Origin of the sequence: Inquilinus sp. NPDC058860 (assembly GCF_042743185.1) — a bacterium.
Classification (GTDB): domain Bacteria; phylum Pseudomonadota; class Alphaproteobacteria; order DSM-16000; family Inquilinaceae; genus Inquilinus.
Window position 1 is genome coordinate 107,776 of record NZ_JBHYMS010000002.1, and the last position, 25,512, is coordinate 133,287.

At 68.9% G+C, this 25,512-nt stretch carries 25 protein-coding genes; 13 read left to right on the plus strand and 12 right to left on the minus strand.

The genetic code is table 11. The features are described from left to right. Window positions 1-100 precede the first annotated feature (100 nt). Entirely contained in the window at window positions 101-595 is a 495-nt protein-coding gene (locus ACFW16_RS02020; protein ID WP_380301336.1) for a methylated-DNA--[protein]-cysteine S-methyltransferase, read from the minus strand. Continuing rightward, window positions 592-2,619 carry a thioredoxin domain-containing protein gene (locus ACFW16_RS02025; protein WP_380301338.1) on the minus strand — a complete coding sequence of 676 codons (2,028 nt, stop codon included), beginning with the start codon at window positions 2,617-2,619 and terminating at the stop codon, window positions 592-594. Before ACFW16_RS02025 ends, ACFW16_RS02020 begins: the two co-directional genes overlap by 4 nt. Before the next feature lie 87 nt (window positions 2,620-2,706). Between ACFW16_RS02025 and ACFW16_RS02030 the strand changes: the two genes are divergently transcribed. Beyond that, on the plus strand, window positions 2,707-2,952 hold the full coding sequence (locus ACFW16_RS02030; RefSeq protein ID WP_380301339.1) for a DUF6489 family protein: 246 nt from the start codon (window positions 2,707-2,709) through the stop codon (window positions 2,950-2,952). Window positions 2,953-2,998: 46 nt separating this feature from the next. Then, entirely contained in the window at window positions 2,999-4,318 is a 1,320-nt protein-coding gene (gene mnmE / locus ACFW16_RS02035; RefSeq protein WP_380301341.1) for a tRNA uridine-5-carboxymethylaminomethyl(34) synthesis GTPase MnmE, read from the plus strand. 20 nt (window positions 4,319-4,338) lie between these two features. Here mnmE and ACFW16_RS02040 read toward each other — a convergent pair whose 3' ends face one another. Continuing rightward, complete coding sequence (locus ACFW16_RS02040; RefSeq protein ID WP_380301343.1) at window positions 4,339-4,812, minus strand: hypothetical protein; 474 nt, start codon at window positions 4,810-4,812, stop codon at window positions 4,339-4,341. Between the two features lie 27 nt (window positions 4,813-4,839). After that, window positions 4,840-5,364: a hypothetical protein gene (locus tag ACFW16_RS02045; protein WP_380301345.1), complete on the minus strand. Its 525-nt coding sequence runs from the start codon at window positions 5,362-5,364 to the stop codon at window positions 4,840-4,842. A 100-nt stretch (window positions 5,365-5,464) separates the two neighbouring features. On the opposite strand from ACFW16_RS02045, the gene mnmG reads away from it, so the two are divergent. From mnmG to ACFW16_RS02075, 6 genes are all read left to right on the plus strand, one after another. Further along, window positions 5,465-7,339: a tRNA uridine-5-carboxymethylaminomethyl(34) synthesis enzyme MnmG gene (gene mnmG / locus ACFW16_RS02050; RefSeq protein WP_380301347.1), complete on the plus strand. Its 1,875-nt coding sequence runs from the start codon at window positions 5,465-5,467 to the stop codon at window positions 7,337-7,339. Continuing rightward, on the plus strand, window positions 7,326-7,925 hold the full coding sequence (gene rsmG / locus ACFW16_RS02055) for a 16S rRNA (guanine(527)-N(7))-methyltransferase RsmG (protein ID WP_380301349.1): 600 nt from the start codon (window positions 7,326-7,328) through the stop codon (window positions 7,923-7,925). The genes mnmG and rsmG overlap by 14 nt, the downstream gene beginning before the upstream one ends. Continuing rightward, on the plus strand, window positions 7,918-8,748 hold the full coding sequence (locus tag ACFW16_RS02060; protein ID WP_380301351.1) for a ParA family protein: 831 nt from the start codon (window positions 7,918-7,920) through the stop codon (window positions 8,746-8,748). Before rsmG ends, ACFW16_RS02060 begins: the two co-directional genes overlap by 8 nt. Next, window positions 8,745-9,650, plus strand: coding sequence for a ParB/RepB/Spo0J family partition protein (locus tag ACFW16_RS02065; protein WP_380301353.1), 906 nt, complete (start codon window positions 8,745-8,747; stop codon window positions 9,648-9,650). The genes ACFW16_RS02060 and ACFW16_RS02065 overlap by 4 nt, the downstream gene beginning before the upstream one ends. Window positions 9,651-9,805: 155 nt before the next feature. Next, window positions 9,806-11,083 (plus strand): HD domain-containing protein, encoded by a 1,278-nt coding sequence (locus ACFW16_RS02070; RefSeq protein WP_380301355.1) that lies wholly within the window; start codon window positions 9,806-9,808, stop codon window positions 11,081-11,083. After that, window positions 11,080-11,622, plus strand: a complete 543-nt coding sequence (locus ACFW16_RS02075) for a hypothetical protein (protein WP_380301357.1) — start codon at window positions 11,080-11,082, stop codon at window positions 11,620-11,622. Before ACFW16_RS02070 ends, ACFW16_RS02075 begins: the two co-directional genes overlap by 4 nt. 39 nt (window positions 11,623-11,661) lie before the next feature. Here ACFW16_RS02075 and holA read toward each other — a convergent pair whose 3' ends face one another. From holA to ACFW16_RS02100, 5 genes are all read right to left on the minus strand, one after another. Further along, window positions 11,662-12,687, minus strand: a complete 1,026-nt coding sequence (gene holA / locus ACFW16_RS02080; RefSeq protein ID WP_380301359.1) for a DNA polymerase III subunit delta — start codon at window positions 12,685-12,687, stop codon at window positions 11,662-11,664. After that, complete coding sequence (gene lptE / locus ACFW16_RS02085; protein WP_380301361.1) at window positions 12,684-13,199, minus strand: LPS assembly lipoprotein LptE; 516 nt, start codon at window positions 13,197-13,199, stop codon at window positions 12,684-12,686. Before lptE ends, holA begins: the two co-directional genes overlap by 4 nt. Beyond that, a complete protein-coding gene (gene leuS, locus ACFW16_RS02090; protein WP_380301362.1) occupies window positions 13,186-15,777 on the minus strand; it encodes a leucine--tRNA ligase in 2,592 nt (863 codons plus the stop codon). Before leuS ends, lptE begins: the two co-directional genes overlap by 14 nt. 103 nt (window positions 15,778-15,880) lie before the next feature. Continuing rightward, window positions 15,881-16,414: a DUF3576 domain-containing protein gene (locus tag ACFW16_RS02095; protein WP_380301364.1), complete on the minus strand. Its 534-nt coding sequence runs from the start codon at window positions 16,412-16,414 to the stop codon at window positions 15,881-15,883. Between the two features lie 75 nt (window positions 16,415-16,489). Next, on the minus strand, window positions 16,490-17,665 hold the full coding sequence (locus tag ACFW16_RS02100; protein WP_380301366.1) for a porin: 1,176 nt from the start codon (window positions 17,663-17,665) through the stop codon (window positions 16,490-16,492). Between the two features lie 483 nt (window positions 17,666-18,148). Here ACFW16_RS02100 and ACFW16_RS02105 point away from each other — a divergent pair, with 483 nt between their 5' ends. Further along, window positions 18,149-18,838, plus strand: coding sequence for a YggS family pyridoxal phosphate-dependent enzyme (locus ACFW16_RS02105; protein WP_380301368.1), 690 nt, complete (start codon window positions 18,149-18,151; stop codon window positions 18,836-18,838). Here the strand turns inward: ACFW16_RS02105 and ACFW16_RS02110 are convergent. Continuing rightward, window positions 18,810-19,325 (minus strand): L,D-transpeptidase, encoded by a 516-nt coding sequence (locus ACFW16_RS02110; RefSeq protein ID WP_380301370.1) that lies wholly within the window; start codon window positions 19,323-19,325, stop codon window positions 18,810-18,812. The two genes, ACFW16_RS02105 and ACFW16_RS02110, sit on opposite strands and share 29 nt — an antisense overlap. A 54-nt stretch (window positions 19,326-19,379) precedes the next feature. Between ACFW16_RS02110 and ACFW16_RS02115 the strand changes: the two genes are divergently transcribed. The 4 genes from ACFW16_RS02115 (at window position 19,380) to ACFW16_RS02130 (ending at window position 23,320) form a co-directional block, all read left to right on the plus strand. Further along, window positions 19,380-20,144, plus strand: coding sequence for a winged helix-turn-helix domain-containing protein (locus ACFW16_RS02115; protein WP_380301372.1), 765 nt, complete (start codon window positions 19,380-19,382; stop codon window positions 20,142-20,144). Window positions 20,145-20,348: 204 nt separating this feature from the next. Continuing rightward, complete coding sequence (locus ACFW16_RS02120; RefSeq protein WP_380301374.1) at window positions 20,349-21,161, plus strand: MBL fold metallo-hydrolase; 813 nt, start codon at window positions 20,349-20,351, stop codon at window positions 21,159-21,161. Then, window positions 21,158-22,054, plus strand: coding sequence for a class I SAM-dependent methyltransferase (locus ACFW16_RS02125; protein ID WP_380301376.1), 897 nt, complete (start codon window positions 21,158-21,160; stop codon window positions 22,052-22,054). Before ACFW16_RS02120 ends, ACFW16_RS02125 begins: the two co-directional genes overlap by 4 nt. Before the next feature lie 225 nt (window positions 22,055-22,279). Further along, window positions 22,280-23,320 (plus strand): hypothetical protein, encoded by a 1,041-nt coding sequence (locus ACFW16_RS02130; protein WP_380301378.1) that lies wholly within the window; start codon window positions 22,280-22,282, stop codon window positions 23,318-23,320. Window positions 23,321-23,350: 30 nt separating this feature from the next. Here ACFW16_RS02130 and ACFW16_RS02135 read toward each other — a convergent pair whose 3' ends face one another. Continuing rightward, on the minus strand, window positions 23,351-24,514 hold the full coding sequence (locus tag ACFW16_RS02135; RefSeq protein ID WP_380301380.1) for an ABC transporter permease: 1,164 nt from the start codon (window positions 24,512-24,514) through the stop codon (window positions 23,351-23,353). Then, entirely contained in the window at window positions 24,511-25,509 is a 999-nt protein-coding gene (locus tag ACFW16_RS02140; protein WP_380301382.1) for an ABC transporter permease, read from the minus strand. The genes ACFW16_RS02135 and ACFW16_RS02140 overlap by 4 nt, the downstream gene beginning before the upstream one ends. Between the last annotated feature and the right edge of the window lie 3 nt (window positions 25,510-25,512).

Genomic DNA, 25,512 nt, shown 5'->3' on the forward strand with positions numbered 1-25,512 from the left:
TGCTTACTGCAAGGCGCGATTCCGCGAATCAAGCGCGGCGACCGTCGCCAGCCGCCGCTTTCATCTGCGATTCTAACACAATGTTTCCTGATTGTTCCTGTCAAAATCGACCCTTGTATCCCTCGAACTCGAGCAGCCGGCGCTTGCGTTCCAGGCCGGAGGCGCTGCCGTAGCCGCCGAGCGTGCCGCCGGCGCCGATGACGCGGTGGCAGGGCACCAGCAGCACCAGGTCGTTGCGGCCGCAGGCCTGGCCGACGGCGCGCGGACCGCTGTTCAGGATATGCGCCACCCCGCCATAGGACGCCGCCTCGCCATAGGGGATGTCGATGATCGCCTGCCGCACCCGCGCCTGGAACGGGCTGGCCGGCGGCGCCATCGGCAGGTCGAAGCGGCGCCGCCTGCCGGCGAAGTACTCCTCGATCTGCCGGATCGCCTTCCGCAGCAGCCTGTCCCCCGGCGGCGCGTCGTCGGCCGGATCCTGGACATGGTCGACCGCGGCCACCACGCCGCCGGCGACGGTGATCCGCACCGGCCCGACCGGCGTGTCGATGGTCGCAGTGGCCCGGTCGACGGGGGTACGGCTTCGGGCAGTCACGGTCCGATCAGCTCCAGCAGCGCCTGCGGCGTGGTGACCGGGGCCTGGCACACCGGCCCGCGGCAGAGATAGGCGGTCGGCTCGCCGTCGTGCATCGCCTTGCCGGCGGCCGGATGGTCGGCCGGCAAGGCTGTGCCGGGATTGAGCCGCAGCAGCATCCGGCCGGGCAGGGAGCGGCCGTGCACCGCCCGCAGCAGCGCCCGGGTGGCGGGATCGTCCTTGCGCCCGATGACCACGATCTGCAGCGGCTCCATCCGGTCCTCGGCCAGGTTCAGCCAGGTGGCGAGCGGAATGAAGTTGCGCTGCAGCTCGCCGGTGAAGGCGGCGATCAGGGAATCGGCGCGCAGCGCGTACAGCCGGTCGCCGGTCAGGTGGTGCAGCCGCGTCAGCACCCCGAGCATGGTGCCGTTGCCGGACGGGACCGCGGCGTCATAGGCGCTCTTGGTGCGGACGATCAGGGCCTCGCCGTCATCCGCGGTCAGGAAGTAGCCGCCGCGGCCGCCGTCCCAGAAATGGGCGTCCAGCACCGCGGTCCAGAGCTTGGCGTGCTCGAGATAGGCCGTGGTCTCGGTCACCTCGTGCAGCGCCAACGCAGCCGCCGTCATGTCGGCATAGTCCTCGAGCAGCCCGGGCGCGGTCGCCTTGCCGCGGCGCCAGGCATGCGCCAGCCGGTCGCCGTGCCCGAGCTGCCGGACCACGGCGGCGAAGGCGGTCTCGGCCAGCCCGATCCATTCCGGCCGGTCGAAGGCTTCAGCCGCGCGGGCCAGGGCCGAGATCATCAGCCCGTTCCAGTCGGCCAGCACCTTGTCGTCCCAGCCGGGCCGTACGCGTACGGCCCGGCGTTCCAGGAGTACGCCCCGGTCCGCCGCGAGCGCCGCCTCGGTTCCGGCATCGCGCAGCACCGGCTCGTGGCGGCGGTTGAGGATGGTCTTGCCTTCCCAGTTGCCGCCCGGCGTCACGTCGTACGCCTGCTTGAACACGGCCGAGCGTTCACCCAGAGCGGCGTCGATCTCGGCCTCGCTCCAGACGTAGAAGCGGCCCTCCTCGCCCTCGCTGTCGGCATCCAGCGTCGCGGCGAAGGCCCCGCCCTCGGCGATCATCTCGCGCTCGATCCAGGCGACCGTCTCCTCGACCCGGGCGGCGTACAGGGGATCGCGCGTCTCCTGCCAGGCCGCGGTCAGCAGGTCGATCAGCTGGGCGTTGTCGTACAGCATCTTCTCGAAATGCGGCGCCAGCCACTCCTCGTCGGTGGAGTAGCGGGCGAAGCCGCCGCCGAGATGATCGTAGATGCCGCCCTGGCTCATCGCCGTCAGGGTGCGCAGCACCGCATCGCGCCAGGCGGGCTGGCGCGACCGTCGCCAGCCGCGCCACAGCAGCTCCAGGAGTCCCGGCTGCGGGAATTTCGGCGCGCCGCGCAGCCCGCCCCAGACCGGGTCGAACTGCCCGGCCAGCTGCGTCGCCACCTGGTCCAGCACCCCCAGGCTCAGCCCGGCGCCCGGCTGGTTCTCGGACTGCTTGGCCAGGGCCTCGGCGAGGGCGGCAACATTGCTGGTCACCTTCTCCGGCTCGGTGGCATAGGCGGTGGACAGGGCGCGCAGCACGTCGGTGAAGCCGGGACGGCCCCAGCGGCTGGTCGGCGGGAAATAGGTGCCGCCCCAGAACGGCGCGCCGTCCGGGGTCAGGAACATGGTCAGCGGCCAGCCGCCCTGCTGCCCCAGCATCGCCAGCGCCGACTGGTAGATGGTATCGACATCCGGCCGCTCCTCGCGGTCGACCTTGATCGACACGAACAGCTCGTTCATCACCGCGGCGATGGCGGGGTCCTCGAAGCTCTCATGTGCCATCACATGGCACCAGTGGCAGGCGGCATAGCCGACCGACAGCAGCACCGGCTTGTTCTCGGCCCGGGCGCGGGCGAAGGCCTCCGGGCCCCAGGGCTGCCAGTCCACCGGATTGTCGGCGTGCTGCAGCAGATAGGGGCTCGTCTCCTCGGCGAGGCGATTGGGGGCGAGGCGGTTCGGCATCTCGATATCCCGGTCTGTAATGGCGCTGGCGCCGGACGCTATACTGTCCTGTCACGATAACGCCGCCAACGCCCTCGGAGGATCCCGATGAAAGTCTCGATCGATATCGACTGCACGCCGGAGGAGGCGCGCGCCTTCTTCGGCCTGCCGGATGTCGGCCCGATGCAGCAGGCCCTGCTGAAGGATCTGGAGGGCCGGATGCGCGCCAACCTGGCGGCGATGGAGCCGGAGGCGCTGTTCAAGACCTGGCTGCCGGCCAGTATGGAGGGTTTCGAGACGCTGCAGCGCGCCTTCTGGCAGGGCATGACTGGCGGCAAGGGAGGCAAGTCCTGAGCGTATCTGTTTCACGTGAAACACCGGTCTCCCGGATCGCTGCCCCATGACCACCCGCGACACCATCTTCGCCCCGGCGACCCCCGCCGGGCGCGGCGGGGTGGCGGTGCTGCGGATCTCCGGTCCCGGCGCCGGGGCGGCGCTGCAGGCGCTGACCGGGCGCCCCCTTCCCGCCCCTCGCCTTGCGACCTTGGCGGAGCTGCGCGACCCGGCCGACGCCACGCCGCTGGATCGCGGCCTCGTCCTCTGGTTCCCCGGGCCGGCCAGCTACACCGGCGAGGATGTGGTGGAGCTGCATCTCCACGGCGGCCGGGCTGTGACCCGCGGCCTGGTCGAGGCGCTGTCCCGGATCGGGGGGATGCGCCCGGCCGAGCCCGGCGAGTTCACCAGGCGCGCCTTCCTGGCCGGCAAGCTCGACCTGACCGAGGCCGAGGCGGTGGTGGACTTGGTCGACGCCGAGACCAAGGCCCAGCGGCTGCAGGCGCTGCGCCAGCTCGGCGGCGCCCTCGGCGCGCTCTATGAAGGCTGGCGCTCCGCCCTGATGCGGGCGCTGGCGATGACCGAGGCGGCGCTCGATTTTCCGGACGAAGGCCTGCCGCCGGACCTGGCGGCGGAGGCGGAGCGGATCGTGGCCGGGGTCTCGGCCGCGATCGCCGCCCATCTCGACGATTCCGGCCGCGGCGAGCGGCTGCGCGAGGGCGTGCACATCGCCATCCTCGGCCCGGTCAATGCCGGCAAGTCCAGCCTGCTGAACGCCTTGGCGCGGCGCGACGCGGCCATCGTCTCCGACCGGCCGGGCACGACCCGGGACGTGGTCGAGGTCGCGCTCGACCTGCGCGGTTTTCCCGTGGTGCTGGCCGATACGGCCGGGTTGCGCGAGGCGGCCGACGAGATCGAGGCCGAGGGCATCCGGCGCTCCCACCGCCGCGCCGCCGAGGCCGACCTGCGCCTGGTCATCCGCGACGCCGGCGAGCTGGCGCCGGCCGATCCGTCGCTCGGCCCCGGGCCGGACACGATCCGCGTGCTCAACAAGATCGATCAGGCGCCCGACGCACCACGAGCCGACGACGAGATCGCCATCTCGGTGCGAACCGGCGCCGGCCTCGACCGGCTGCTCGATATGCTGGCCGAAGCGGTGGAGCGGCGGCTGACCGGCGACGGTTCCCCCGCCCTCACCCGCGCCCGCCACCGCGTGGCGCTGGAGGATGCGCGCGACGCCCTCGCCAGGGTCCCGTCCGCGCCGCTGCCCGAGCTGGCGGCGGAGGATCTGCGCCTGGCCCTGCGCGCGATCGGCCGGATCACCGGCCGGGTTGATGTCGAGGACATGCTGGATCTGCTGTTCGGCAGCTTCTGCATCGGCAAGTGAGCGGCGATCGGGCCCGCGCGTCAGATCGCCTCGGCGATAGCGTCTGCGTCTTCCTTCGAGGAAGTGTCGGCAACAGTCAGGCGGCCGCGGAAAGAGGAATCGCCGATGGTCTGCGTCGACACCAGCCGGCCATCGACGAGGAAGGCCAGCACGCCGCCGCGGTGATCCCGCAGGACGGGCGCGATCCGGTCGGGAACACCGTTCCTGAGCTGGACGACGACTTGGTAGCCGCCGGAGGGCGACACGAGGACCCGGCTCAAGGACGTGTCGGTGCTGGTGACCAGCGGCTCCGGATGGAGATAGATCGTCCCCTCGGGCGCCGACACAGGCTGCAGGCCGGATCCGGCGCTCCGTTCGGCAAGATGGACCGACAGGCCTGCCTGCGTTCCGCTGGACGGGCTGCCTTGGACGCAGGCGCCGGTCGCCATGACGGCGGAAAGCCCGACGACGGTCCGGATCGCCGCGCGCCGCGTCAGCCGAATGTCCTGTTTCACGTGAAACCTCCCCCTTTGTCGCGTGGCTTATCGGAACAGCTGATCTTGCAGCGCGCTCGCCAACGACCGGCCGGATCCGCCGACCGCGACACCCAGCAGGCGGGCGAGGTCGGTGGCCTCCGCCATGGTCATGAGACCGCTGATCTGGACCCGGCCGCCGAGAATGGGCTCGCGGATGATCGGGGCCGTGATCAACGCTTCGTCGATCAGCACCGCCAGAATGCGTCCGACATTGTCGGTGGTCGCCCGGGCCAGATGGTCGCGGCCGGTCGGGGTCAGCGTCAGCTCGACGACCGGGCTTGCCGAGATAGGATCGAATCGGGCCGCAGCCGAGACGATGTCGGGAGTCGACAGCACGGCGTCCGGTTGCAGGTAGAGAATCCGCCCGTTGCTCTCGATTCGGGTCAGGCCCGGCTCCGGCCGGGTCTCGGCGAAGCGCAGCTGCACATCCGGTGGGGCGGTCCGAGCCGCCGCCGGCGGCTTGGTCGGCATCGTCAGCGCAGCAGCCAGAACTGCAGCAGTGACAGCCAGGGTGGAGACGATGGAGAACACGGGACGACACTCCCCCTGGCCCGCAGTGTTTCACGTGAAACACCGGATTGCGCGTGCCGGCATTTGACCCTGCCCCTTCGCCTCCGTAAAGTCCGCCGCCATGGAACAGTACGACGTCATCGTGGTCGGCGGCGGCCATGCCGGATGCGAGGCGGCGGCGGCCGCGGCGCGGTTCGGCGCGCGCACGGCGCTGGTCACCCAGCGGCTCGACTCGATCGGCGAGATGTCCTGCAACCCGGCCATCGGCGGCCTGGGCAAGGGCCATCTGGTGCGCGAGATCGATGCCCTGGACGGCATCATGGGCCGGGTGATCGACCGCGCCGGCATCCAGTTCCGCATCCTCAACCGCAGCAAGGGGCCGGCGGTGCGCGGCCCGCGCGCCCAGGCGGACCGGAAGCTGTATCGCCTGGCGATGCAGGCGGTGCTGGCCGAGCAGTCCGACCTCGACCTCGTCGCCGGCTCCGTCGAGGATCTGGCCTTCGATTCGGCCGGCGCCGTCTCCGGCGTCGTCCTTGCCGACGGCCGCACGCTGCAGGCAGGGGCTGTGGTGCTGACCACCGGCACCTTCCTCAACGGGCTGATCCATATCGGCGAGGAGAAGCGGCCGGCCGGCCGGGTCGGCGACGCGCCGTCGATCGGCCTGGCCGGGACGCTGCATCGGCTCGGCCTCACCCTCGGCCGGCTGAAGACGGGCACGCCGCCGCGGCTCGACGGCCGCACCATCGACTGGGCGGCGCTGGAGGAGCAGAAGGGCGACGACCCGCCGGTCCCCTTCTCCGACCTCACCGACCGCATCACGGTGCCGCAGGTCTCCTGCTTCATCACCTACACCACCCCGGCAGCGCATGCGCTGATCCGCGCCAATCTGCACCGGGCGCCGATGTATTCCGGCCAGATCGACAGCGTCGGCCCGCGCTATTGTCCCTCGATCGAGGACAAGGTGGTGCGCTTCGCCGACAAGGAGCGGCACCAGATCTTTCTGGAGCCGGAGGGGCTGGACGATCCGACGGTTTACCCCAACGGCATCTCCACCTCCCTGCCCCGCGACGTGCAGGAGGGGCTGGTGCGCGGCATTCCGGGGCTGGAGAAGGCCACGATCCTGCGCCCCGGCTATGCCATCGAATACGACTTCGTCGATCCGCGGCAGCTCGACCGGTCGTTGATGCTGCGGGCCGTGCCGCGGCTGTTCCTGGCTGGGCAGATCAACGGCACCACCGGCTATGAGGAGGCGGCGGCCCAGGGGCTGATCGCCGGGCTGAACGCCGCCCGCGCCGTGGCCGGCGACGACCCACTGCTGCTCGACCGGGCCGAGGCCTATGCCGGCGTGATGATCGACGATCTGGTCACTCGCGGCGCGCCCGAGCCCTATCGGATGTTCACCTCGCGCGCCGAGTACCGGCTGGTGCTGCGCGCCGACAACGCCGACGGGCGCCTGACCGCCCGCGGCATCGCCGCCGGCTGCGTCGGGGCGGACCGGCAGGACCTGTTCGCCCGCAAGGCCGCGGCGCTGGAGGCGGCGCGGCAGCGGATCCGGGCGCTGTCGCTGACCCCGACCGAGGCGCGGCGCCACGGCCTGGCGGTCAACCAGGACGGCGTGCGGCGCGACGGCATGGACCTGCTGCGCTATCCCGGGGTCGACCTGGCCGCCCTCGCCCGCATCTGGCCGGAGCTGGCGGCGTGGCCGGAGGCGGTGGCGGAGCAGGTCGAGACCGAGGCGAAATACGCCGGCTATCTCGACCGACAGGAGGCCGACATCCGGGCCTTTCGCCGCGACGAGGGGCTGGCCCTGCCGGCGGAGCTCGATTTCGACGCGGTCGGCAGCCTGTCGGCCGAGATCCGCCAGATCCTGAAGCGGTCGCGGCCGCCGACCCTGGGCGCCGCGGCGCGCCTGCCGGGCGTGACCCCGGCGGCGCTGGTCGCGCTGCTCAAGCATGTCCGTCGTGAAGGAGACGGGGGCGCGCGTGCCATCGCCTGAGGCGGCCTTCCCGCCGCCGGCGGATCTCGCCGACAAGCTGGATCGCTACGAGGCGCTGCTGCGGAAGTGGCAGGGGGCGATCAACCTGGTCGCGCCCTCCACCCTGCCGGAGCTGCGGCGGCGGCATTTCGAGGATTCGCTGCAGCTGGTGCCGCTGATTCCGGCCGGCGCCAAGGTGCTGGTCGATCTCGGCAGCGGCGCCGGCTTCCCCGGGCTGGTGCTGGCGCTGGCGACCGGGTTGGAGACCCATCTGATCGAGAGCGACCAGCGCAAGGCCGAATTCCTGCGCGCTGTTTCACGTGAAACACGGGCTCCGGTGACGGTGCATGCCAGGCGGATCGAGGAGGTGGCGCCCTTCCCCGCCGATGTGGTGACGGCCCGCGCCCTCGCCGCCCTGCCCGTCCTGCTCGGCCACGCCGCCCGATTCGCCGGCCCGCACACCGTCGCGCTCCTTCCCAAGGGCCGGTCCGCCGAGGCCGAATTGACCACCCTGCCAGCATCACCGAAGATGACCATCGACCTCCATCCGAGCCGGACCGATCCCGACGCCGTGCTCATCCGCATCGAGGGGTTCGCCCGTGGCTGACGACACCCAACTATTGCCGCCCGTGGAGGCCGACGCGCCCCGCCTCACCCGCACCATCGCCATCGCCAACCAGAAGGGCGGCGTCGGCAAGACCACGACGGCGATCAACCTGGCGACGGCGCTCGCCGCCGTGCGCAAGCGGGTGCTGGTGATCGACCTCGATCCGCAGGGCAACGCCTCGACCGGCTTCGGCCTGCCGCGGGCCAAGCGCGGCGTCGGCTCCTACGACCTGCTGTTCGGCACCACCACCGTCGTCGATTCGGCGGTGACGACCGAGGTGCCGGGCCTCGACCTGATCCCCGCCTCGGTCGACCTCGCCGGCGCCGAGCTGCAGCTGGTCGAGGCGGTGCGGCGCGAATACCGGCTGCGCAGCGCCCTCAGGCCCCATGCCGACGGCTACGACTATGTGCTGATCGACTGCCCGCCGTCGCTCGGCCTCCTCACCCTCAACGCGCTGACCGCGGCCGACGCCGTGCTGGTGCCGCTGCAGTGCGAGTTCTATGCGCTGGAGGGGCTCAGCCACCTGATGCGGACGATCGAGCGCGTCCGCAAGGCCTTCAACCCGGCGCTCGAGATGCAGGGGATCGTGCTGACCATGTATGACCGGCGGAACAACCTCTCCGACATGGTGGCGCGCGACGTGCGCCAGCATCTCGGGGCCAAGGTGTACGAGACGGTGATCCCGCGGAACGTCCGCGTCTCCGAGGCGCCGTCGCATGGCAAGCCGGTCCTGGTCTACGACCTCGCCTCCTCCGGCGCCCAGGCCTATGTCCATCTCGCCTCCGAGATGCTGAAGCGCGAAGAGCAGAGGAGTGCTGCATGAGCGCGGCCGAGAGCAGCCATCGCCGCCGCCCCAGCCTGGGCCGCGGCCTCGACGCCCTGTTCGGCGAGGCCGAGGAGGCCGACATCGCCGCCAGCGAAGGCGGCGAGCCGCGGGCGCCGCGCAGCCTGCCGGTCGAGTTCCTGAGCCCCGGCCCGTTCCAGCCGCGGCGGAAGTTCGACGAGGGCGAAATGGACCGGCTGGTCGAGTCGATCCGCACCCAGGGCGTGCTGCAGCCGATCCTGGTGCGTCCGGTCGAGGGCAAGGCCGACCGCTACCACATCATCGCCGGCGAGCGCCGCTGGCGGGCGGCGCAGAAGGCCAAGCTGCACGAGGTGCCGGTGGTGGTCCGGCCGATGTCGGACCGCGATGCGCTGCAGATCGCGATCATCGAGAACGTCCAGCGCCAGGACTTGACGGCGCTGGAGGAGGCCGAGGGCTATCAGCGGCTGCTGGCCGAGTTCAGCCTGACCCAGGAGGATGTGGCCCAGGCGGTGGGCAAGAGCCGCAGCCACATCGCCAACACGCTGCGCCTGCTGGACCTGCCGGACACGGTGCGGGCGCAGCTGCAGGAAGGCCTGCTGACGGCCGGCCACGCCCGGGCGCTGCTGGGCTGCCCGGACCCGGAGGCGGCGGCGCGGATGGTGATCGCCAAGGGGCTGAACGTCCGCCAGACCGAGCAGCTGGCCCGCGACGCCCGCGAGCAGCCCCCTGCCCCGTCCCGGCCGGTGGCGCGCGATCCCAACATCGTGGCGATGGAGCAGGACATCGAGACCCGGCTGGGCTTCAAGGTGAAGATCGATACCCGCGACAACACCAGCGGCACGATCCACATCCAGTACAGCAACCTCGACCAGTTCAGCGCCGTGCTGATGCGGCTGCAGGGCACGAAGGAGAAATGGTAGCGGAATGTTGGCCGGGTTCGTGACACGAACCGGCATGAATTTTCAAAGACATCTTGATCGATACTATGGCATCTCCAAGAACCCAACGACTTCGTGATCCTGTCCATGGACTGATCGTCTTTGGGAGAGGGGAGCTCGATCAGCTTGCCTGGAGATTGATCGACACGCCCGAGTTTCAGCGTCTGCGTAGAATCAAACAACTCGGCGTGTCGGAATTCGTGTTTCCAAGCGCGACTCACACACGGTTTGCCCATTCGATCGGCGTCTTTCATATCGCTCGCAAGCTGGTTGAGATCATCAAACGAGAAGCGGAGGAGAAGCCGGAGCGGGCCGATGTCGCCGTCATCGCCGCTTTGCTGCACGATATCGGCCACGGGCCGTTCAGTCATACGTTTGAAGGTGTGCAGGAGGGCCGAGGCGTCACCAAACGTCACGAGAAGTGGTCTGCCGAAATCGTTCGAGATCCCGACGGACGCATTAGGAAAGAATTAGAAGACTATAGAAGAGGGTTGTCCCAAGATGTTGCGGCTCTACTCGATGCAGAAGATCCAATAGATATTTATCACGCCATCGTCTCCAGTTCTTTCGACGCCGACAGACTAGATTATCTTCGTCGAGACCGGCTAATGACCGGTAGCGGGGCCGGGGCAATCGACTTTGATTGGTTGATGGAACATGTTCGCGTCCGACCTATTTCAATCGAGGCTCCAGACGATATTTCAGATAGCGAGGATGGCCTGATCCAAGTTCCCACGTTTTGCCTGGACGCCAAAGCCTTGCCAGCGGCTGAACAGTTTCTACTCGCTCGCTATACACTGCATGAACAAGTTTATTTGCATAAAACCACTAGATGCATTGAGCACATGATCGCGGAGCTGCTGAAGCGAGTGGCCGAGGCAGCCGAGAAGTCCGATTCCTCCGACAGGACGGGATTGGAGGAGGACCATCCGCTGTTGCGGTTCTTCGGGAGGTCAGCCCCTTCTGTCCAGGAATATCTGGCGTTGGATGACACGGTGGTCATGGCGGGGATCGAGCGAATGGCACATGCAGCCGATCCGGAAATCTCGGGCTTGGCAACCCGTCTACGCAACCGGGATCTGTACAAGACGCTCGATGTCCGCATTTTTGGCGATGAAGGACGGCAAGCACGCCAAACTCGCAAGATCGATAGAGAGTTTGCCGACCAGTTGAAGGCCAGAACGGTTTTGAAAGATCAAAAGGCGGCTGTCGGGATTTACACTGAAATCGGTGGAGACGACGAGAAGGCACATAAGAAACTGCACGTCCTGGACGGACGTGGAGAACCGAGGGAAATCACGGCTCTATCCAAGCGGATTGACGTTTCCAATTACAAGATTCAGTTTACGCGCTATTATTTCGAATCGGTGTTCGATCGCGATCGCGCCCGGGGCGAGAAGGGGCAAGCGTCATGAGTATCGACCGCGAGAAAGTGCCCGTCGCCGTGATCACGGCGGCGAATGATGAGAAGCTCGTCAGCCGAATCCGTTTTCAGAAGACGGTCTATCTGCTGGAACAGCTGGGCCTGGGAAGCGGCTTCGGCTATGCCTATCATCACTATGGTCCGTATTCCCGTGATCTGGACAACGCTATGGAGGACGCGAAGGCGTTCGACCTGATCGGCGAGGAGTATGGTCGACGGGCGAGCGATGGTGCGCCGTTCAGCATTTTCAAGCCGACCGAAAACGGAAAGGCGACGGTCGATGAAAAGGCGTATGGATCCCTCGGAAGAGAGCGCGTGAAGGGTCTGGTCGATCGGTTCGCAAAGACAAATCTCACTGTCTTGGAACTCGCGGCGACCGCACATTGGCTCTGGCATACTGAAGGTCGAGCCGACTGGAAGGATGAGATCAAGAAGCGCAAGGGCGTAAAGACCGAAGGCGGGCGCTTGGAGAAAGCTATTACGCTTCTTGAGGATCTCGGTCTTGCCCCACAACAGTCGGCAGCCGCCTAACCCTTCGTTCTGACCAAGGCCAACCGAGGCTCGGCTACTCTACCCTTTCCGCGCCACGGCCCGCGCGATGCGCAGCAGGGTGGCGGCGCAGACGGTCTCCGGCGGGCGGCCGGTGCGCTTGCACTCGGCCTCGGCCTCGATCAGGCGGCGCAGCGCCTCCCCGATCTGGCCCTGGTTCCAGCGTCGCACCTGGCCGCGGATCGCCGCCTTGGCCTTGAAGAACACCGGCGGCCGCAGCGACGCCATCGCCGCATCCGGCGCGTCGCCGCTGTCGATCATCACCGCCAGCTGGTGCAGCCGCAGGAAGTGGCGCTGCACCGCGCGCAAGATTCCGATCGCCTCGCCGCCCTCCGACAGCAGCCGGTTCAGCGCGCGGTCGAGGCCGGCCAAGTCGCCGTCGGCCACCGCCATGGCCAGGTCGTCCAGCGACCGTTCGGTGGCGTCGCCGATGCAGGCGCGCACCGCCTCGAGATCGACGCGCCCCCTCTCCCCGACATAGGCGATCAGCTTCTCGACCTCGCGCCGGGCGATCTGGCGGTCGCCCACCAGCGACGCGGCCAGCAGCTGCTCGGCCTCGCCATCGGCCGAGACCTTGGCCTCGGCCAGCAGGCGATGGATGAAGCGGCCGATCGCCTCCTCGTCCGGCATGTAGCAGGCGATGGCGGCCGCGCCCTCCGCCCCTTCCGCGAGCTTGCGCAGGGCCGAGCGCGGCGTCAGCTCATCCGCCTCCAGCACCACCAGCGTGTCGGTCTCGCCGCCCTTCAGGACGGCCTCCAGCGCCGGCGCCACCGCATCGGACGCGTCTCGCACCCGCACCAGGCGGCGGCCGCCGATCAGCGACAGGGCGAAGACCTCGTCGACCAGCCGGGCCGGGTCGCGGCCGATCTCGGCCGAGGCCAGTTCGGCGACGCGGAACGGGTCGGTCGGCGGGTCGATCACGCCGCGCGCCAGCGTGTCGGCATGGTCGCGTACGGCGCCGGCATCCGGGCCGTACAGCAGCACCGCGCGGATGCCGGGATCGGGCCGCCGGACGAAGCTGTCGATCCGGTTCGGCGGCAGCTTCACGGATGCCGGTCGAAATAGAGCGCGAGGCGGGTGCGGATGTCCTCGCCGAGCGAGCGCAGCGCCCGCTCGCGGGCATCGCGCTCGCCGACCAGGGTCGTGTACTGGTCGGCCAGGACGTTGAAGCTGGTGATCTCGCTGACCGAATCGGAGAAGACCGGCTGGCCGGTCTTGCGGTCGGTCAGCACGAAGCTGGCCGTCATCGTCAGGTTCTTGCGGGTCGTGGTCAGGTCGCTGATCAGGTTCACGTCCTGCTGCGATTCGGCGAGCGCCACGCCGAGGTCGTAGGCCGGCTGGGCCGGACGGCCCTGCGGATTGAGCGTCCGGATCAGCTCGGTGCGCAGGATCTGGCCCGACCGGTCGCCGATGATGCCGACATTGACCTGCCCCAGCCGGTCGGACATGGCCGTGCCGACCGAGTTGGTGCCGTAGAGCGGCCGCAGCCCGCAGGCCCCGAGCGCGAGGATCAGCAGCAGCGGCGCTGCGCGTTTAGCCCAGGACTTAGCCGACGACATTGACGATCCTGTTCGGGATGACGATGACCTTGCGGACGGTGCGGCCCTCCAGGGCCCGGGCGACATTGGCGTCGGCCAGCGCGGCCTCGCGCGCGGTCGCCTCGTCGGCGTCGCGCGGCAGCACGACGGTGGCGCGCAGCTTGCCGTTGACCTGGACCGCGACCTTGGCCGTGTCCTCGACCAGCAGCGCCGGGTCGGCCTCCGGCCAGGGCGCGTCGGCCAGGAGGCCGTCATGGCCCAGATGCTGCCACAGCGCTTCGCCGATATGCGGCACCATCGGGCCGATCAGCCGGACCACGCCGTCGAAGGCCTCTCGCAGCGCCCAGGCCTCGCCCTGCCCCGCGCCCCCCGACTCTCCGGCGATCTTGCCGATCAGGTTGGTCAGTTCGCGGATCCGGGCCACGGCCTTGTTGAAGTGGAACCGCTCCAGGTCCTCGCCGACGCCGGCGATGGTCTTGTGCAGCGCCCGGCGCAGCCCTTCGGCCGCGGGGCTGAAGCCGTTCGGCGGCGGCGACCCGGCGGCGGGCAGCGCCGCCGGGGTCTCGGTGATCAGGCGCCACAGCTGCTGCAGATAGCGCCAGGCGCCTTCGATGCCGGCCTCGGTCCACTCCATGTCGCGGTCCGGCGGGCTGTCCGACAGGATGAACAGCCGCGCCGCATCGGCGCCGTAGGTGTCGATGATCAGCTGCGGGTCGACCGTGTTGCGCTTGGACTTCGACATCTTCTCGATGCGGCCGGCGGTGACCGCCGCGCCGCCGGCCAGCGTCGTCCACACGCCCTGGTCGTCGCGGCCGACCTCGGTCGGGTACAGCCAGGCGCCATGGGCGTCGCGATAGGTCTGATGCGTGACCATGCCCTGGGTGAACAGCCCGGCGAAGGGCTCGTCGATGCCCAGATAGCCGCAGCGCTTCAGCGCCCGGACGAAGAAGCGCGAGTACAGCAGGTGCAGCACCGCATGCTCGATGCCGCCGACATACTGGTCCACCGGCAGCCAGCGGTCGACCGCGGCCCGGTCGAAGGCGCCCTCGGCCCGCGGCGAGCAGAAGCGCGCGAAGTACCAGGAGGATTCGAAGAAGGTGTCGAAGGTGTCGGTCTCGCGCCGCGCAGCACCGCCGCAGGTCGGGCAGGCGACATGCTTCCAGGTCGGGTGCCGGTCCAGCGGGTTGCCCGGCTGGTCGAAGGTCACGTCCTCCGGCAGCGTCACCGGCAACTGGTCCTCCGGCACCGGCACGATGCCGCATTTCTCGCAATGGATGATCGGGATCGGGCAGCCCCAGTAGCGCTGGCGCGACACGCCCCAGTCGCGCAGCCGGTAGCGCACCGTGCCCTCCCCCGCCTTGCGCTGCTGCAGGGCGGCGATGGCGATGTCCTTGGCCTCGTCCACCGACACCGGGCGGTCCGGCGTCAGCGGGCCCAGGTCGTAGGCGAAAATGCCGTCGGCCAGCACCATCGCCTCGGCCAGGGCGGCGCCGTCCGGCCGGTCGCCGCCGGCCGGCCACAGCACCGGCGTGATCGGCAGGCCGTAGGCGCGGGCGAAGTCGAAGTCGCGCTGGTCGTGGGCCGGGCAGCCGAAGATGGCGCCGGTGCCGTATTCCATCAGCACGAAATTGGCGACATAGACCGGCACGGTGACGCTCGGGTCCAGCGGATGGACGGCGCGCAGCCCGGTGTCGATGCCGCGCTTCTCCTGCGTCTCGATCGCCGCCTCGCTGGTGCCGCTGCGGCGGCATTCGGCGACGAACTCGGCGACGGCCGGGTCGGCGCGGCCGATCTCGTCGGCCAGCGGGTGGTCGGGCGACACGGCGCAGAAGCTGGCGCCGAACAGCGTGTCCGGCCGGGTGGTGAAGATCTCCAGCCCGTCGTCTCGCCCCTGCAGCGGGAAGGTGACGCGGGCGCCGACCGACCGGCCGATCCAGTTCTCCTGCATCAGCCGCACGCGCTCGGGCCAGCGCTCCAGCGTCGGCAGCGCCGCCAGCAGGTCGTCGGCGTATTCGGTGATGCGCAGGAACCACTGGTTCAGGCGGCGGCGCTCGACCAGGGCGCCGGAGCGCCAGCCGCGGCCGTCGATCACCTGCTCATTGGCCAGGACGGTGTTCTCGACCGGGTCCCAGTTGACCCAGGATTCCTTGCGGTAGGCCAGGCCCGCCGCCAGGAAGTCCAGGAACATCTTCTGTTCGTGGCGGTAATAGTCCGGATGGCAGGTCGCGATCTCGCGGTCCCAGTCCAGCGACAGCCCCATCGACTGCAGTTGGCCGCGCATCGCCGCGATGTTCTCGTAGGTCCAGGCGGCCGGATGGGCGCCGCGCTCGATCGCCGCGTTCTCCGCCGGCAGGCCGAAGGCGTCCCAGCCCATCGGGTGCAGCACGTCGAAGCCCAGGGCCCGGCGATGCCGCGCCACCACGTCGCCCAGCGTGTAGTTGCGGACATGGCCCATATGGATGCGCCCCGAGGGATAGGGGAACATCTCCAGCACATAGTATTTCGGCCGGTCGCCGAGCGTCTCGAGCCGGAAGGTGCCGCGGTCCCGCCACACGGCCTGCCACTGCGCTTCAGTCTCTCGGTGGTTGTAGCGGGACATCTCGGTCTCTGTGCCTGCGAACCCAGGCATTTACAGGGAAAGGGCGCCGGGGATCAATCCCGCGGCGCCCAGAAGACAGCAGGTCAGGCCGGCGAGGCCGGGATCACTGCGGGGGCGATTGCTCGAGCCCGGTGATGCGCAGCTGGCGGGCCTTGGTCAGGATGGTGTCCTCGAGCGCGCTGGCCATGGTCGTGGGGGCCGGCGAATCCGCCCAGCCGCCCCGGCCCTGGACCTGGCGGAACACGCTGACCCGCACGCCGTCGGAGCGCAGCTCGCGGCCGAGGATGTAGACGTTCAGCTTGTAGCGCTCGTTGGGCGCGTTCGGCGCCGTGTACCAGTCGGTCACGATGGTGCCGCCGAACGGGTCGGCGCTGGTGATCGGCATGAAGGACACGGTGTCCAGGCTGGCCCGCCACAGATAGGCGTTGACGCCGAGGACGGCCCCCTCGCCGAGATCCTTCTTCTGGTCGGCGCCGGCCCCGAAGCTCAGGCCGCCTTCGCCGAAGACGCTCTGGGTCGGGGTGCGCTCGCGGGATGGACCCAGCTCCGGGCTCGGTCCGACCTTGACGCCGTCGTCGGAACAGGCGGCAAGCGAAAGGGCAACCGTCGTCAGGGCGATCAGGACTCTCGGCGGCATGGGCGGGGCCAGATAGAAAAAGGGAGCGGCATGATAGCCGCTCCCCTCTCGAAGGCTAGCTTTTTATCGGTTCGATCAGAACGAGACAGAGACGCCGGTCAGGAACGTCGCCTGCTCCCACTCGGTCTTGTCGTTCGTGACGACGCCGTTGACCTCCTGCTTGCGGAAGTTCTGGATCTCGTAGATCACCTCGGCGTAGGTGTTCAGGCCCGGCGCCAGGGTATAGTTCACGGTCGCGACCGCGACGTGGTTGTCCTTCAGGTCGAACTTGTCGTCACCGCCGGTGCCGGACAAATCGTTGTTCTTGGCGGCCCAGGTGTAGGCATAGCCGAGACCGAAGTTGAGGGCGCCCCAACTGTAACCCAGGCCGAGACCGATGGTGTCGACATTCTTGTCGGTTACACCCACGCCGAAGCCGCTCGGCGTGCCGACCCAGACGAGGCTGCCGACGATGCCGCCGAAGCCGACCTGGGCGCCGGCGCTGTAGGTCTCGAGGTCGAAGTGGTTGTCGATGCCGTTGGCATAGCTGGCGGTGCCGCGGACCTTGACGCTGGTGCCGTCGAACTCGCCCTCGTAGCCTACGCCGCCGCTGATCGCGTTCTCGTAGACCTGGCCGCCGTTGAACAGGTCGTTCCGGCCCTGGGTGCCGTTGCTGAGATCTTTGCTGTCGGAGATCACCGGGGTGAAGCCGACGGCGAAGATGAAGCCGCCGATGCTCGGCGAGGAGTACTTGATGCTGGTGCTCTTATCCAGGCCCGAATGATAGGTCGGGTCGAGCGAGAAGAAGTCACCGCCGCCGTAGCGGTAGTTGCCGTCCAGGTTGTCGCCGTAGCCGCCCTGCGCGTTCAGCATGTCGTCGGGCGCGAAGAAATAGCCGAAATCCCCGGCCACCTGTGGCGAATCACCGAGGGTGAGGGTACCAAACTCACCCTTCAAATAGACGTACTGGCGGTCGACCGTGACGTCCTGGCGACGGTTGACGTTGTTCATACGGATGCGGGCGCCGTATTCCAGGCCGGAATCCGTGACGTTCTTGATGTCGAACTGCAGACGGCCGTTCGAGTTGAAGTCGTACTCGCGGTCGCGGTCGTCGTCGGTCGAACCGATGATCAGCCCGGCCTCCCAGGCGACGAAGCCGCTGATCTTCAGGCTCAGGCCGGACGTCACCGCCGCGTCTTCCGCAGACGCCGGCGCCGCGGCCGCGAGCGCGGCGGCGACCAACGCCGTCCCACCCAGCAGAATCTTCTTCATTCCTAACCTCCTAACGCGGCCGAGCGGCCGGATGTCCCTTAGAAGTCCCCTCGAAGACGACACCACCAGCCAGGGTGCGAATGGCATCGATCTGCAGGTTATACGGGGCAGCCATGCCAGCCGACAATGCGCAAGTTGCACAGAAGTCACAAAAGCTCGGACGTGTGCCGCAATTGCAACATGCTGCCGGAGCGGGTTTTCCGGTCGGGATCCCGACGGCCGCGAAGGCGGACAAATCGGTGCATGCCGGACGGCTTTCCCGCCGTATCGCCCGGCCGGCGAGGAGCGGTATCAACGGCGCCGCCGGGCACGGGCGTTGCAATCCCGCATCGTTGTGCCGGATTGTCGCACTATGACGGCCGTCACACCTGCCGGGTCCGCCGCCTCGCGCCGGCTGCGAAGCCGGGCCACGGGCCATGGCGTCGGACGGCACCCGTGCCGCGGGCGTTGCAATCCGACCTCGTCGTGCGGGATTCTCGCGGCATGACCACGCTCGCCGACTCCATCGCCTCGCTCCGATCGCGGATCGAGGCCGCCGCCCGGGCCGCCGGCGGCGACCCCGCCGCGGTCACCCTCGTCGCCGTCTCCAAGATCCAGCCGGAGGACCGCATCGAGGCCGCGCTCGCCGCCGGCCAGCGCGTGTTCGGCGAGAACCGGGTGCAGGAGGCGCAGGCTCGCTGGGCCGAGCGCCGCGCAGCCCGGCCGGACCTGCAGCTGCGGCTGATCGGGCCCTTGCAGACCAACAAGGCCAAGGATGCGGTGCGGCTGTTCGACGTGATCGAGACGGTCGACCGGCCGAAGCTGGCGCGCAGCCTGGCCGAGGCGATGGCGGCGGCCGGCCGCGCGCTCGACTGCCTGATCCAGGTCAACACCGGCGAGGAGCCGCAGAAGGCCGGCGTGGCGCCGCGCGAGACCGAGGGCTTCTACCGCCTGTGCGCCGAGGAATGCGGCCTCGCGGTCCGCGGCCTGATGTGCATCCCGCCGGTGGAGGAGCCGCCGGCCCTGCATTTCGCGCTGCTGGCCGACCTGGCCGCGCGGCTGGGCCTGCCGGTGCTGAGCATGGGCATGAGCGACGATTTCGAGACGGCGGTGCGCTACGGCGCCACCCATGTCCGGGTCGGCACCGCCCTGTTCGGTTCCCGGGTCAACCCGGAGCGGCCGCCGGCCCCCTGACCACCAGCACGTCGCCGGGCGCTGCGGCGGCCAGCAGCTCGAGCATGTCGGCCCGGGACAGGGCGACGCAGCCCTCGGTGGGGCTCCGGTCCGGCCGCGCCAGATGGATGAAGACGGCGCTGCCCAGGCCGGCGACCGGCGGGTCGTCGTTGTGGCCGATCACGATCACCAGGTCGTAGAGCGCGTCGTCCCGCCACATCCGCTCGTGCCGGGCGGGGCAGGGCAGGCGGACCGGCCGGTTGTAGGCCGCGTCCGCCGGGTCGTCGCACCAGCCGTCCCCGGGGGCGATCGCGGCGCAGGGCAGGGCGGTCGCCGGGGCGGGGCCGCGGTCCGGCCGGTACAGCACCCGGCGCAGCGGGAACCGTCCGGCCGGCGTCGCCCCGTCGCCCTCGCGCTTGTCCGTCCGCACGCCGCCCTTGCCCAGGGCGCAGGCCCGCCGGCCGGCCCCCCAGTCGATCCATCCCTCCGGCAAGACCACAACCTCCACCGCTTCGCCTCCTCTCGGTCGCCATCTCCGGCGGTCGTGCTAGATTGCCCGCCCATGGCCACCGCATCCGACACCGACGCACCCGACACCGGCGACGCCAGAAAACGGCTTCTTCTCGCCTGCGGCAACAGCGCGTTGCGTGCGCTCCTCGGCGAGCAGTTCGCGGCGTCGGCCGATTTCGCCGCCACGGCGGTGGCGGAGGCGGCGGCGGCCGAGGCGGCGGTTGCCCGGGCGGCGGCCAGCGGCGGCGGGTTCGCCGCCGCGATCATCGATGACGCCATCCTCGACGGGGCGGAGGACGGCGGCGGGCCGGCGCCGGAGACGCTGTGCGGCCGGCTGCGCGGGTTCGGCCTGGCCGGGCCGATCCTGGCCATCGGCGACCGGGCCGACCGCTTCGCCGACGCCGATGCGACGCTGCGCCCGCCGATCCGGATCGGCGTGCTGCTGACCAGCCTGCGGGCCGCCCTGGCGCGGCGCGGCCAGGCGCGGCCGGATCCGGATCTCGGCCCCTACCGCTTCGACCCCACCGGCCTGCGCCTGATCCACGCGGGCGACGGCCGGGAGATCCGGCTGACCGCCAAGGAGGCGGAGATCCTGCGCCACCTGCGGCGGCAGGACGGCGCGACGGTGTCGCGCGACGCCCTGCTCGACGCCGTCTGGGGCTATGCCTCGGGGGTCGCCACCCACACGGTGGAGACCCATATCTATCGCCTGCGGCGCAAGATCGAGGCCGACCCGGCACGGCCGGCGCTGCTGCTGACCGTCCCCGGCGGATACGCCCTGGGCGGCCCGGCGCCGGGCGAGGAGAAGGGGCAGTGAGGCCGGCGCCGCATCCTGTGACGGGCGACACAGACACGGGGCCTCGGCCGTGTTTCATCATCAATATGTCGAAAAGACCTTTTTTCTCGACTCGTGCGACTCGGTGCGCGACAGTTTCCTCCGCCGGCGTCCTCGGACGTGACGGATGGTTTCCCGCGCGCCGAGAGTCAGACTGACGCGCCTATGGCGAAGACGAGCGACCTTATGCTCCGGTTCTGGGGTGTTCGCGGCAGCATCGCCTGCCCGGCCTCCTGCAACATGCGCTACGGCGGGAACACGAGCTGCATCGAGATCCGTCGCGGCGACGACCTCCTGGTCATCGATGGCGGCACGGGCCTGCGCGACCTCGGCCACCGGCTGATGGAGGAGGGTCGGCCGGATGTCGACGTGTTCTTCACCCACACCCATTGGGACCATGTCTGCGGCGTGCCGTTCTTCAAGCCGGCCTACGCCAAGGGCCGCAAGGTGCGTTTCTGGGCCGGCCACCTGAAACCGCAGAACAAATCAATCTATTCGGTGTTGTGCGAGACGATGATGGCGCCGCTGTTCCCGGTGCCGATCGGCGTTTTCCAGGATTGCGAGTATCACGATTTCGACTGCGGCACCCCGATGGAGCCCTTCCCGGGCATCAAGCTCAGCACCTGCTGGCTCAACCACCCGAACCTCGCCTGCGGCTACCGCATCGATGTCGGGGGCAAGAGCATCTGCATCATCACCGACACCGAGCACCGGCCGGACGGGGTGGACCAGGTCATCGCCGATTTCGTTCGCGGCGCCGACATCATGGTGTATGACGCCATGTTCACGGATGAGGAGTATCCGAGATTTGTCGGCTGGGGCCATTCGACCTGGCAGGAGGCACTCAAGCTCGCGGATGCGGCGGATGTCGGCCGGGTCGTGCTGTTCCACCACGATCCCAATCACGATGACGCGTTCCTGGACCGGATCGCGGATGCCGCCGACCGCCGGCGTCCCGGGACGCTGGTCGCGCACGAAGGCATGACGTTGCACCCTTGAGCCCGAACACAGTACCACCCGATTTCGGCCGCCGCCTGCGACGCTGGCGCCTGGGCCTCGCCACGCTGTTCGGCCGTCAGCCGAAGGGCTTCTTCATCCCCTGCAGCTATGCCGACGAGGTGCCGGACACGCTCCTGCCCTATGCCGGGCACGAGGCGCTGTTCCGCTCCTCCGAGCCGGTGTTCCAGGCCGTGCTCGACGTCATCGAAGGCTATCGCGACGCCCTGCTCGCGATCGGCGCGACCGAGCGTGAATCGCCGCCGCCGCAGCCGCGCTGGAACCAGGGCTGGTTCGCCCGGCTCGACGCCGCCACGGCCTATGCCATGGTGCGGGCGCGGCAGCCGGCCCGGATCGTCGAGGTCGGCTCCGGCCACTCCACCCGCTTCATGATCCGGGCGGCGGTCGACGGCGACCTGGCGCTGGAGTTCACCGCCATCGACCCCGCCCCACGGGCCAGCATCGCCGATCTCGGCATCACCCATCTCGAGCAGACGGTGCAGGAGGCGGGGACCGAGCCGTATCGCGACCTGGCCGAAGGCGACATCCTGTTCATCGATTCGAGCCACATCGCCATGCCCGGCACCGATGTGGACTTCCTGGTCAACCAGGTGCTGCCCTGCCTGGCGCCGGGGGTGCTCGTGCACATCCACGACATCTGCCTGCCCGACCCCTATCCCGAGGAATGGGGCTGGCGCGGCTACAACGAGCAGCAGGTGGTGGCGGCGCTCCTGACCGGCGGCGGCTTCAAGCCGGTCTTCGCCAGCCACTACGCGGCGACGCGGATGGCCGAGAAGGTGGCGGCCACGGTGGTCGGCCGGCTGCCGCTGCGCGACGGCACCCCCGAGACCAGCCTGTGGCTGGAGAAGGCCGCCCAGCCGCTGGCCTATCTCTGAAAGCCCGGCTTGCCGCCGATATCGAGCGGGCCGGGCCTGCGGCCTTTCACCTCAGTCACCATCCCTCGTTCCCGGGCGTTGCTTGGTTGGTGCAGCCTGCGTCGCCGCCTCTGCCGGCCGCGGGTGATGCCGGTCATGCCGCATCCGCGCCGTCATCGTTCGCGATCGTGACCGACCATCTCTCGATTCTCTTCGAAGCAGACATCAGGAAACGAGGAGGGGCACATGGTATGGGATAAGCTGTTGCTGGCGTGTTGCGCGGCCCTGCTGTCGGCCGCCGGCGGAAGTGCTTTGGCAAAAGATCCTGTGCGATGTGCCGACGGCACCGAAGCATCCGTTTGCGGCGACGGCACGATAAAGGCGGATGTTTCCGGTTCGGTTCTGGAAATCAAGACGTCGACGCGGATGGGCGGCGCGATCGAATCCCTGACCTGGAAGGGCAAGGAGTTCATCAACAGCTCGGATCATGGCCGACTGATGCAATCGGCCTCGAGCTTCAACCGGCTGGGCGAGTGCTACAATCCCACCGAGGCCGGCTCGGCCTATGACGCGCGCGGGAAGTCGAGCAGCCGGCTGACCGCGTTCTCGGCCGAGGGGAACCGGCTGACCAGCACCAATCACCCGGCCTATTGGAGAAACTGCCTCCGCGACAGCAACAGGCCCAGCAGTGCCCGTGCCGCCAACGACCAGGCGGGCCAGCCATTGCTCCAGAGCGTGGGCGGCAGCCGCGACCGCTCGAAGGCGTCGGACCACACCTTCTCGAAGGACATCACCATCGGGTTTCGCGGCCACCCCAACATCATCGTGTACAAGGTGACGTTCGGGGTGCCGGACAGCTTCCGCTTCACCGAAGCGGTGTTCGAGCCGCTGACGGCCTACATGCCCACGAGCACGGTCTCTCAATCCTTCGCCTATTCCCCGGCCGGCTATGACGGCAAGGGCGAATGCGCCTGGCCGGAGATGTGCCGCTTTCCGGACAAGATGCCGAAGGGTCGGGCGCAGACGCGGCCCATCATCGTCTCCTCGCCGGACGGCGAATACGCCATGGGCGTCTACACGCCGGATATCAAATACACGGAAGACTACGACCGCAATTCCACCAGTCACTACACCATCATCAGCAATGACGGCATTCTGAAGTGGAACGTAGCGTCCGTCCGGCAGAATCCCGGGCAGGGAGAATATTCATATACGATCTATGTGATCGTAGGCTCGAAGGAGCAGGTGAAGGACGACATCGACTTTCTCTATGCCGAGCTGAAGTAAGCAGGGCGCGTCCCGCGCGGCGGCGCCGCCCTACCGATAGGGATCCGCGGCGTCGCGCAGGCCGTCGCCGAAGAACTGGAAGGCCAGCACCACGATGATCACCGGCAGCACCGGCATCAGCAGCCAGGGATAGAGCGCCACGACGTTGATGTTCTGGGCCTCGTTCAGCAGCACGCCCCAGCTGGTGACCGGCGGCCGGAGGCCGAGATTGAGGAAGCTGAGCGCCGTCTCGCCCAGGATCATGCCCGGAATGGTCAGCGTGGCCGAGGCGATCAGGTGGCTCATGAAGCTGGGCAGCAGGTGGCGGAAGATGATCCGCCGCGGCCGGGCGCCCATCAGCTGGGCGGCGACGCAGAAATCCTCCTCGCGCAACGCCAGCAGCTTCGACCGCACCGACCGGGCCAGGCCGGTCCATTCCACCAGGCCGAGGATGATGGTGATGCCCAGGAACACCAGGATCGGGCTCCAGGTCACGGGCAGGGCCGCCGACAGCGCCATCCATAGCGGCAGTTGCGGGAAGCTCTGGATCACCTCGATCAGCCGGTTGACGACATTGTCGATCCAGCCGCCGTAATAGCCGGCCAGGCCGCCGATGACGATGCCGAGCACGAAGCTGACGGTGATGCCGAGCAGCCCGACGGTCAGCGAGATGCGGGCACCGTAGAGGATGCGGCTCAGCATGTCGCGGCCCAGCCGGTCGGTGCCGAGCAGGAAGAAGGTGCCGTGCTCGGGCGGGCAGACCAGGTGCAGGTCGGCCTCGACCATTCCCCAGAACCGGTAGCCGTCGCCGCGGCAGAAGAAGCGCAGCTTCTGCGGCTGCGACCGGTCCTCGGTGTAGACCCGCCGCATCGATTCCATGTCGAGCGAGTACTGGTAGCCGTAGACATAGGGGCCGACGAAGCTGCCCTCGTGGAAGAACCGCACCTGCTGCGGCGGCGCATAGATGTGGCCGGTGTGGCGGCTGTCCAGCCCATAGGGCGCCAGGACCTCGCTGACCAGGATCGAGAGATAGGCCAGCAGCAGCACCACGCCGGAGATCGCGGCCAGGCGGTGGCGCTTCAGCTTCCACCACATGATCCGCCACTGCGACGCCAGGAACCAGCGCTCCTGCTGTGCCGTCAGCGGCGCCTCGAGATAGGGGTCCCAGGGCGCCGGGTTGACGTAGTGCCGGGGCTCGCGGGGCACGTCGCTCATTTCACGGCCCCTCCCGACAGGCGGATGCGGGGGTCGAGCACCGCCAGCGCCAGGTCCGAGACCAGCGTGCCGATCACCGTCAGCACCGCCAGCCACAGCACGAAGGAGCCGGCGAGATACATGTCCTGGCTCTGCAGCGCCGACAGCAGCAGCGGGCCGGCAGTGGGCAGGTTCAGCACCACCGAGACGATGGTGGCGCCGGAGATCAGGTGCGGCAGGATGTTGCCGATATCGGCGATGAACGGGTTCAGCGCCATGCGCAGCGGGTATTTCAGCAGCGCCCGGTTCCGCTTCATGCCCTTGGCCAGCGCGGTGACGTAGTACTGCTTCTGCAGCTCGTCGAGCAGATTGGCGCGCAGCCGCCGGATCATCGCCGCGGTGCCGGCGGTGCCGATCACGATCACCGGCACCCAGAGATGGCCCAGCACCGAGACGAACTTGGCCCAGCTCATCGGCTGGTCCAGGTATTTCGGGTCCATCAGGCCGCCGATCGAGATGCCGAACCACTGGTTGGCCAGGTACAGCAGCACCAGCGCCAGCAGGAAGTTCGGCGTCGCCAGGCCGAGGAATCCCAGGAAGGTCAGCCCGTAGTCGCCGATGCTGTACTGGTGGGTCGCCGAATAGATCCCGATCGGGAACGACACCACCCAGATGAAGATCGTGGTGGCGACGGTCAGGAGGATGGTCAGGAACATGCGGTCGCCGACCACCGCGGTCACCGGCATGTTGTATTCGAACGACCAGCCGAAATCGCCGCGCAGGCAGTTGCCCAGCCAGGCCAGGTACTGCAGCAGGAAGGGCTGGTCGAGCCCGTAGTTCTGCCGCAGGAACTGCAGCTGGTTGGGGTCCAGCGACTCGCCGCGGCTGCGCAGCTCGTTGACCATGGTGGTCAGGTAGTCGCCGGGCGGCAGCTGGATGATGGCGAAGCTGATGAAGCTGATCGCGAGCAGCGTCGGGATCATCACCAGGATGCGCCGGGCGATGTAGCTCAGCATGGC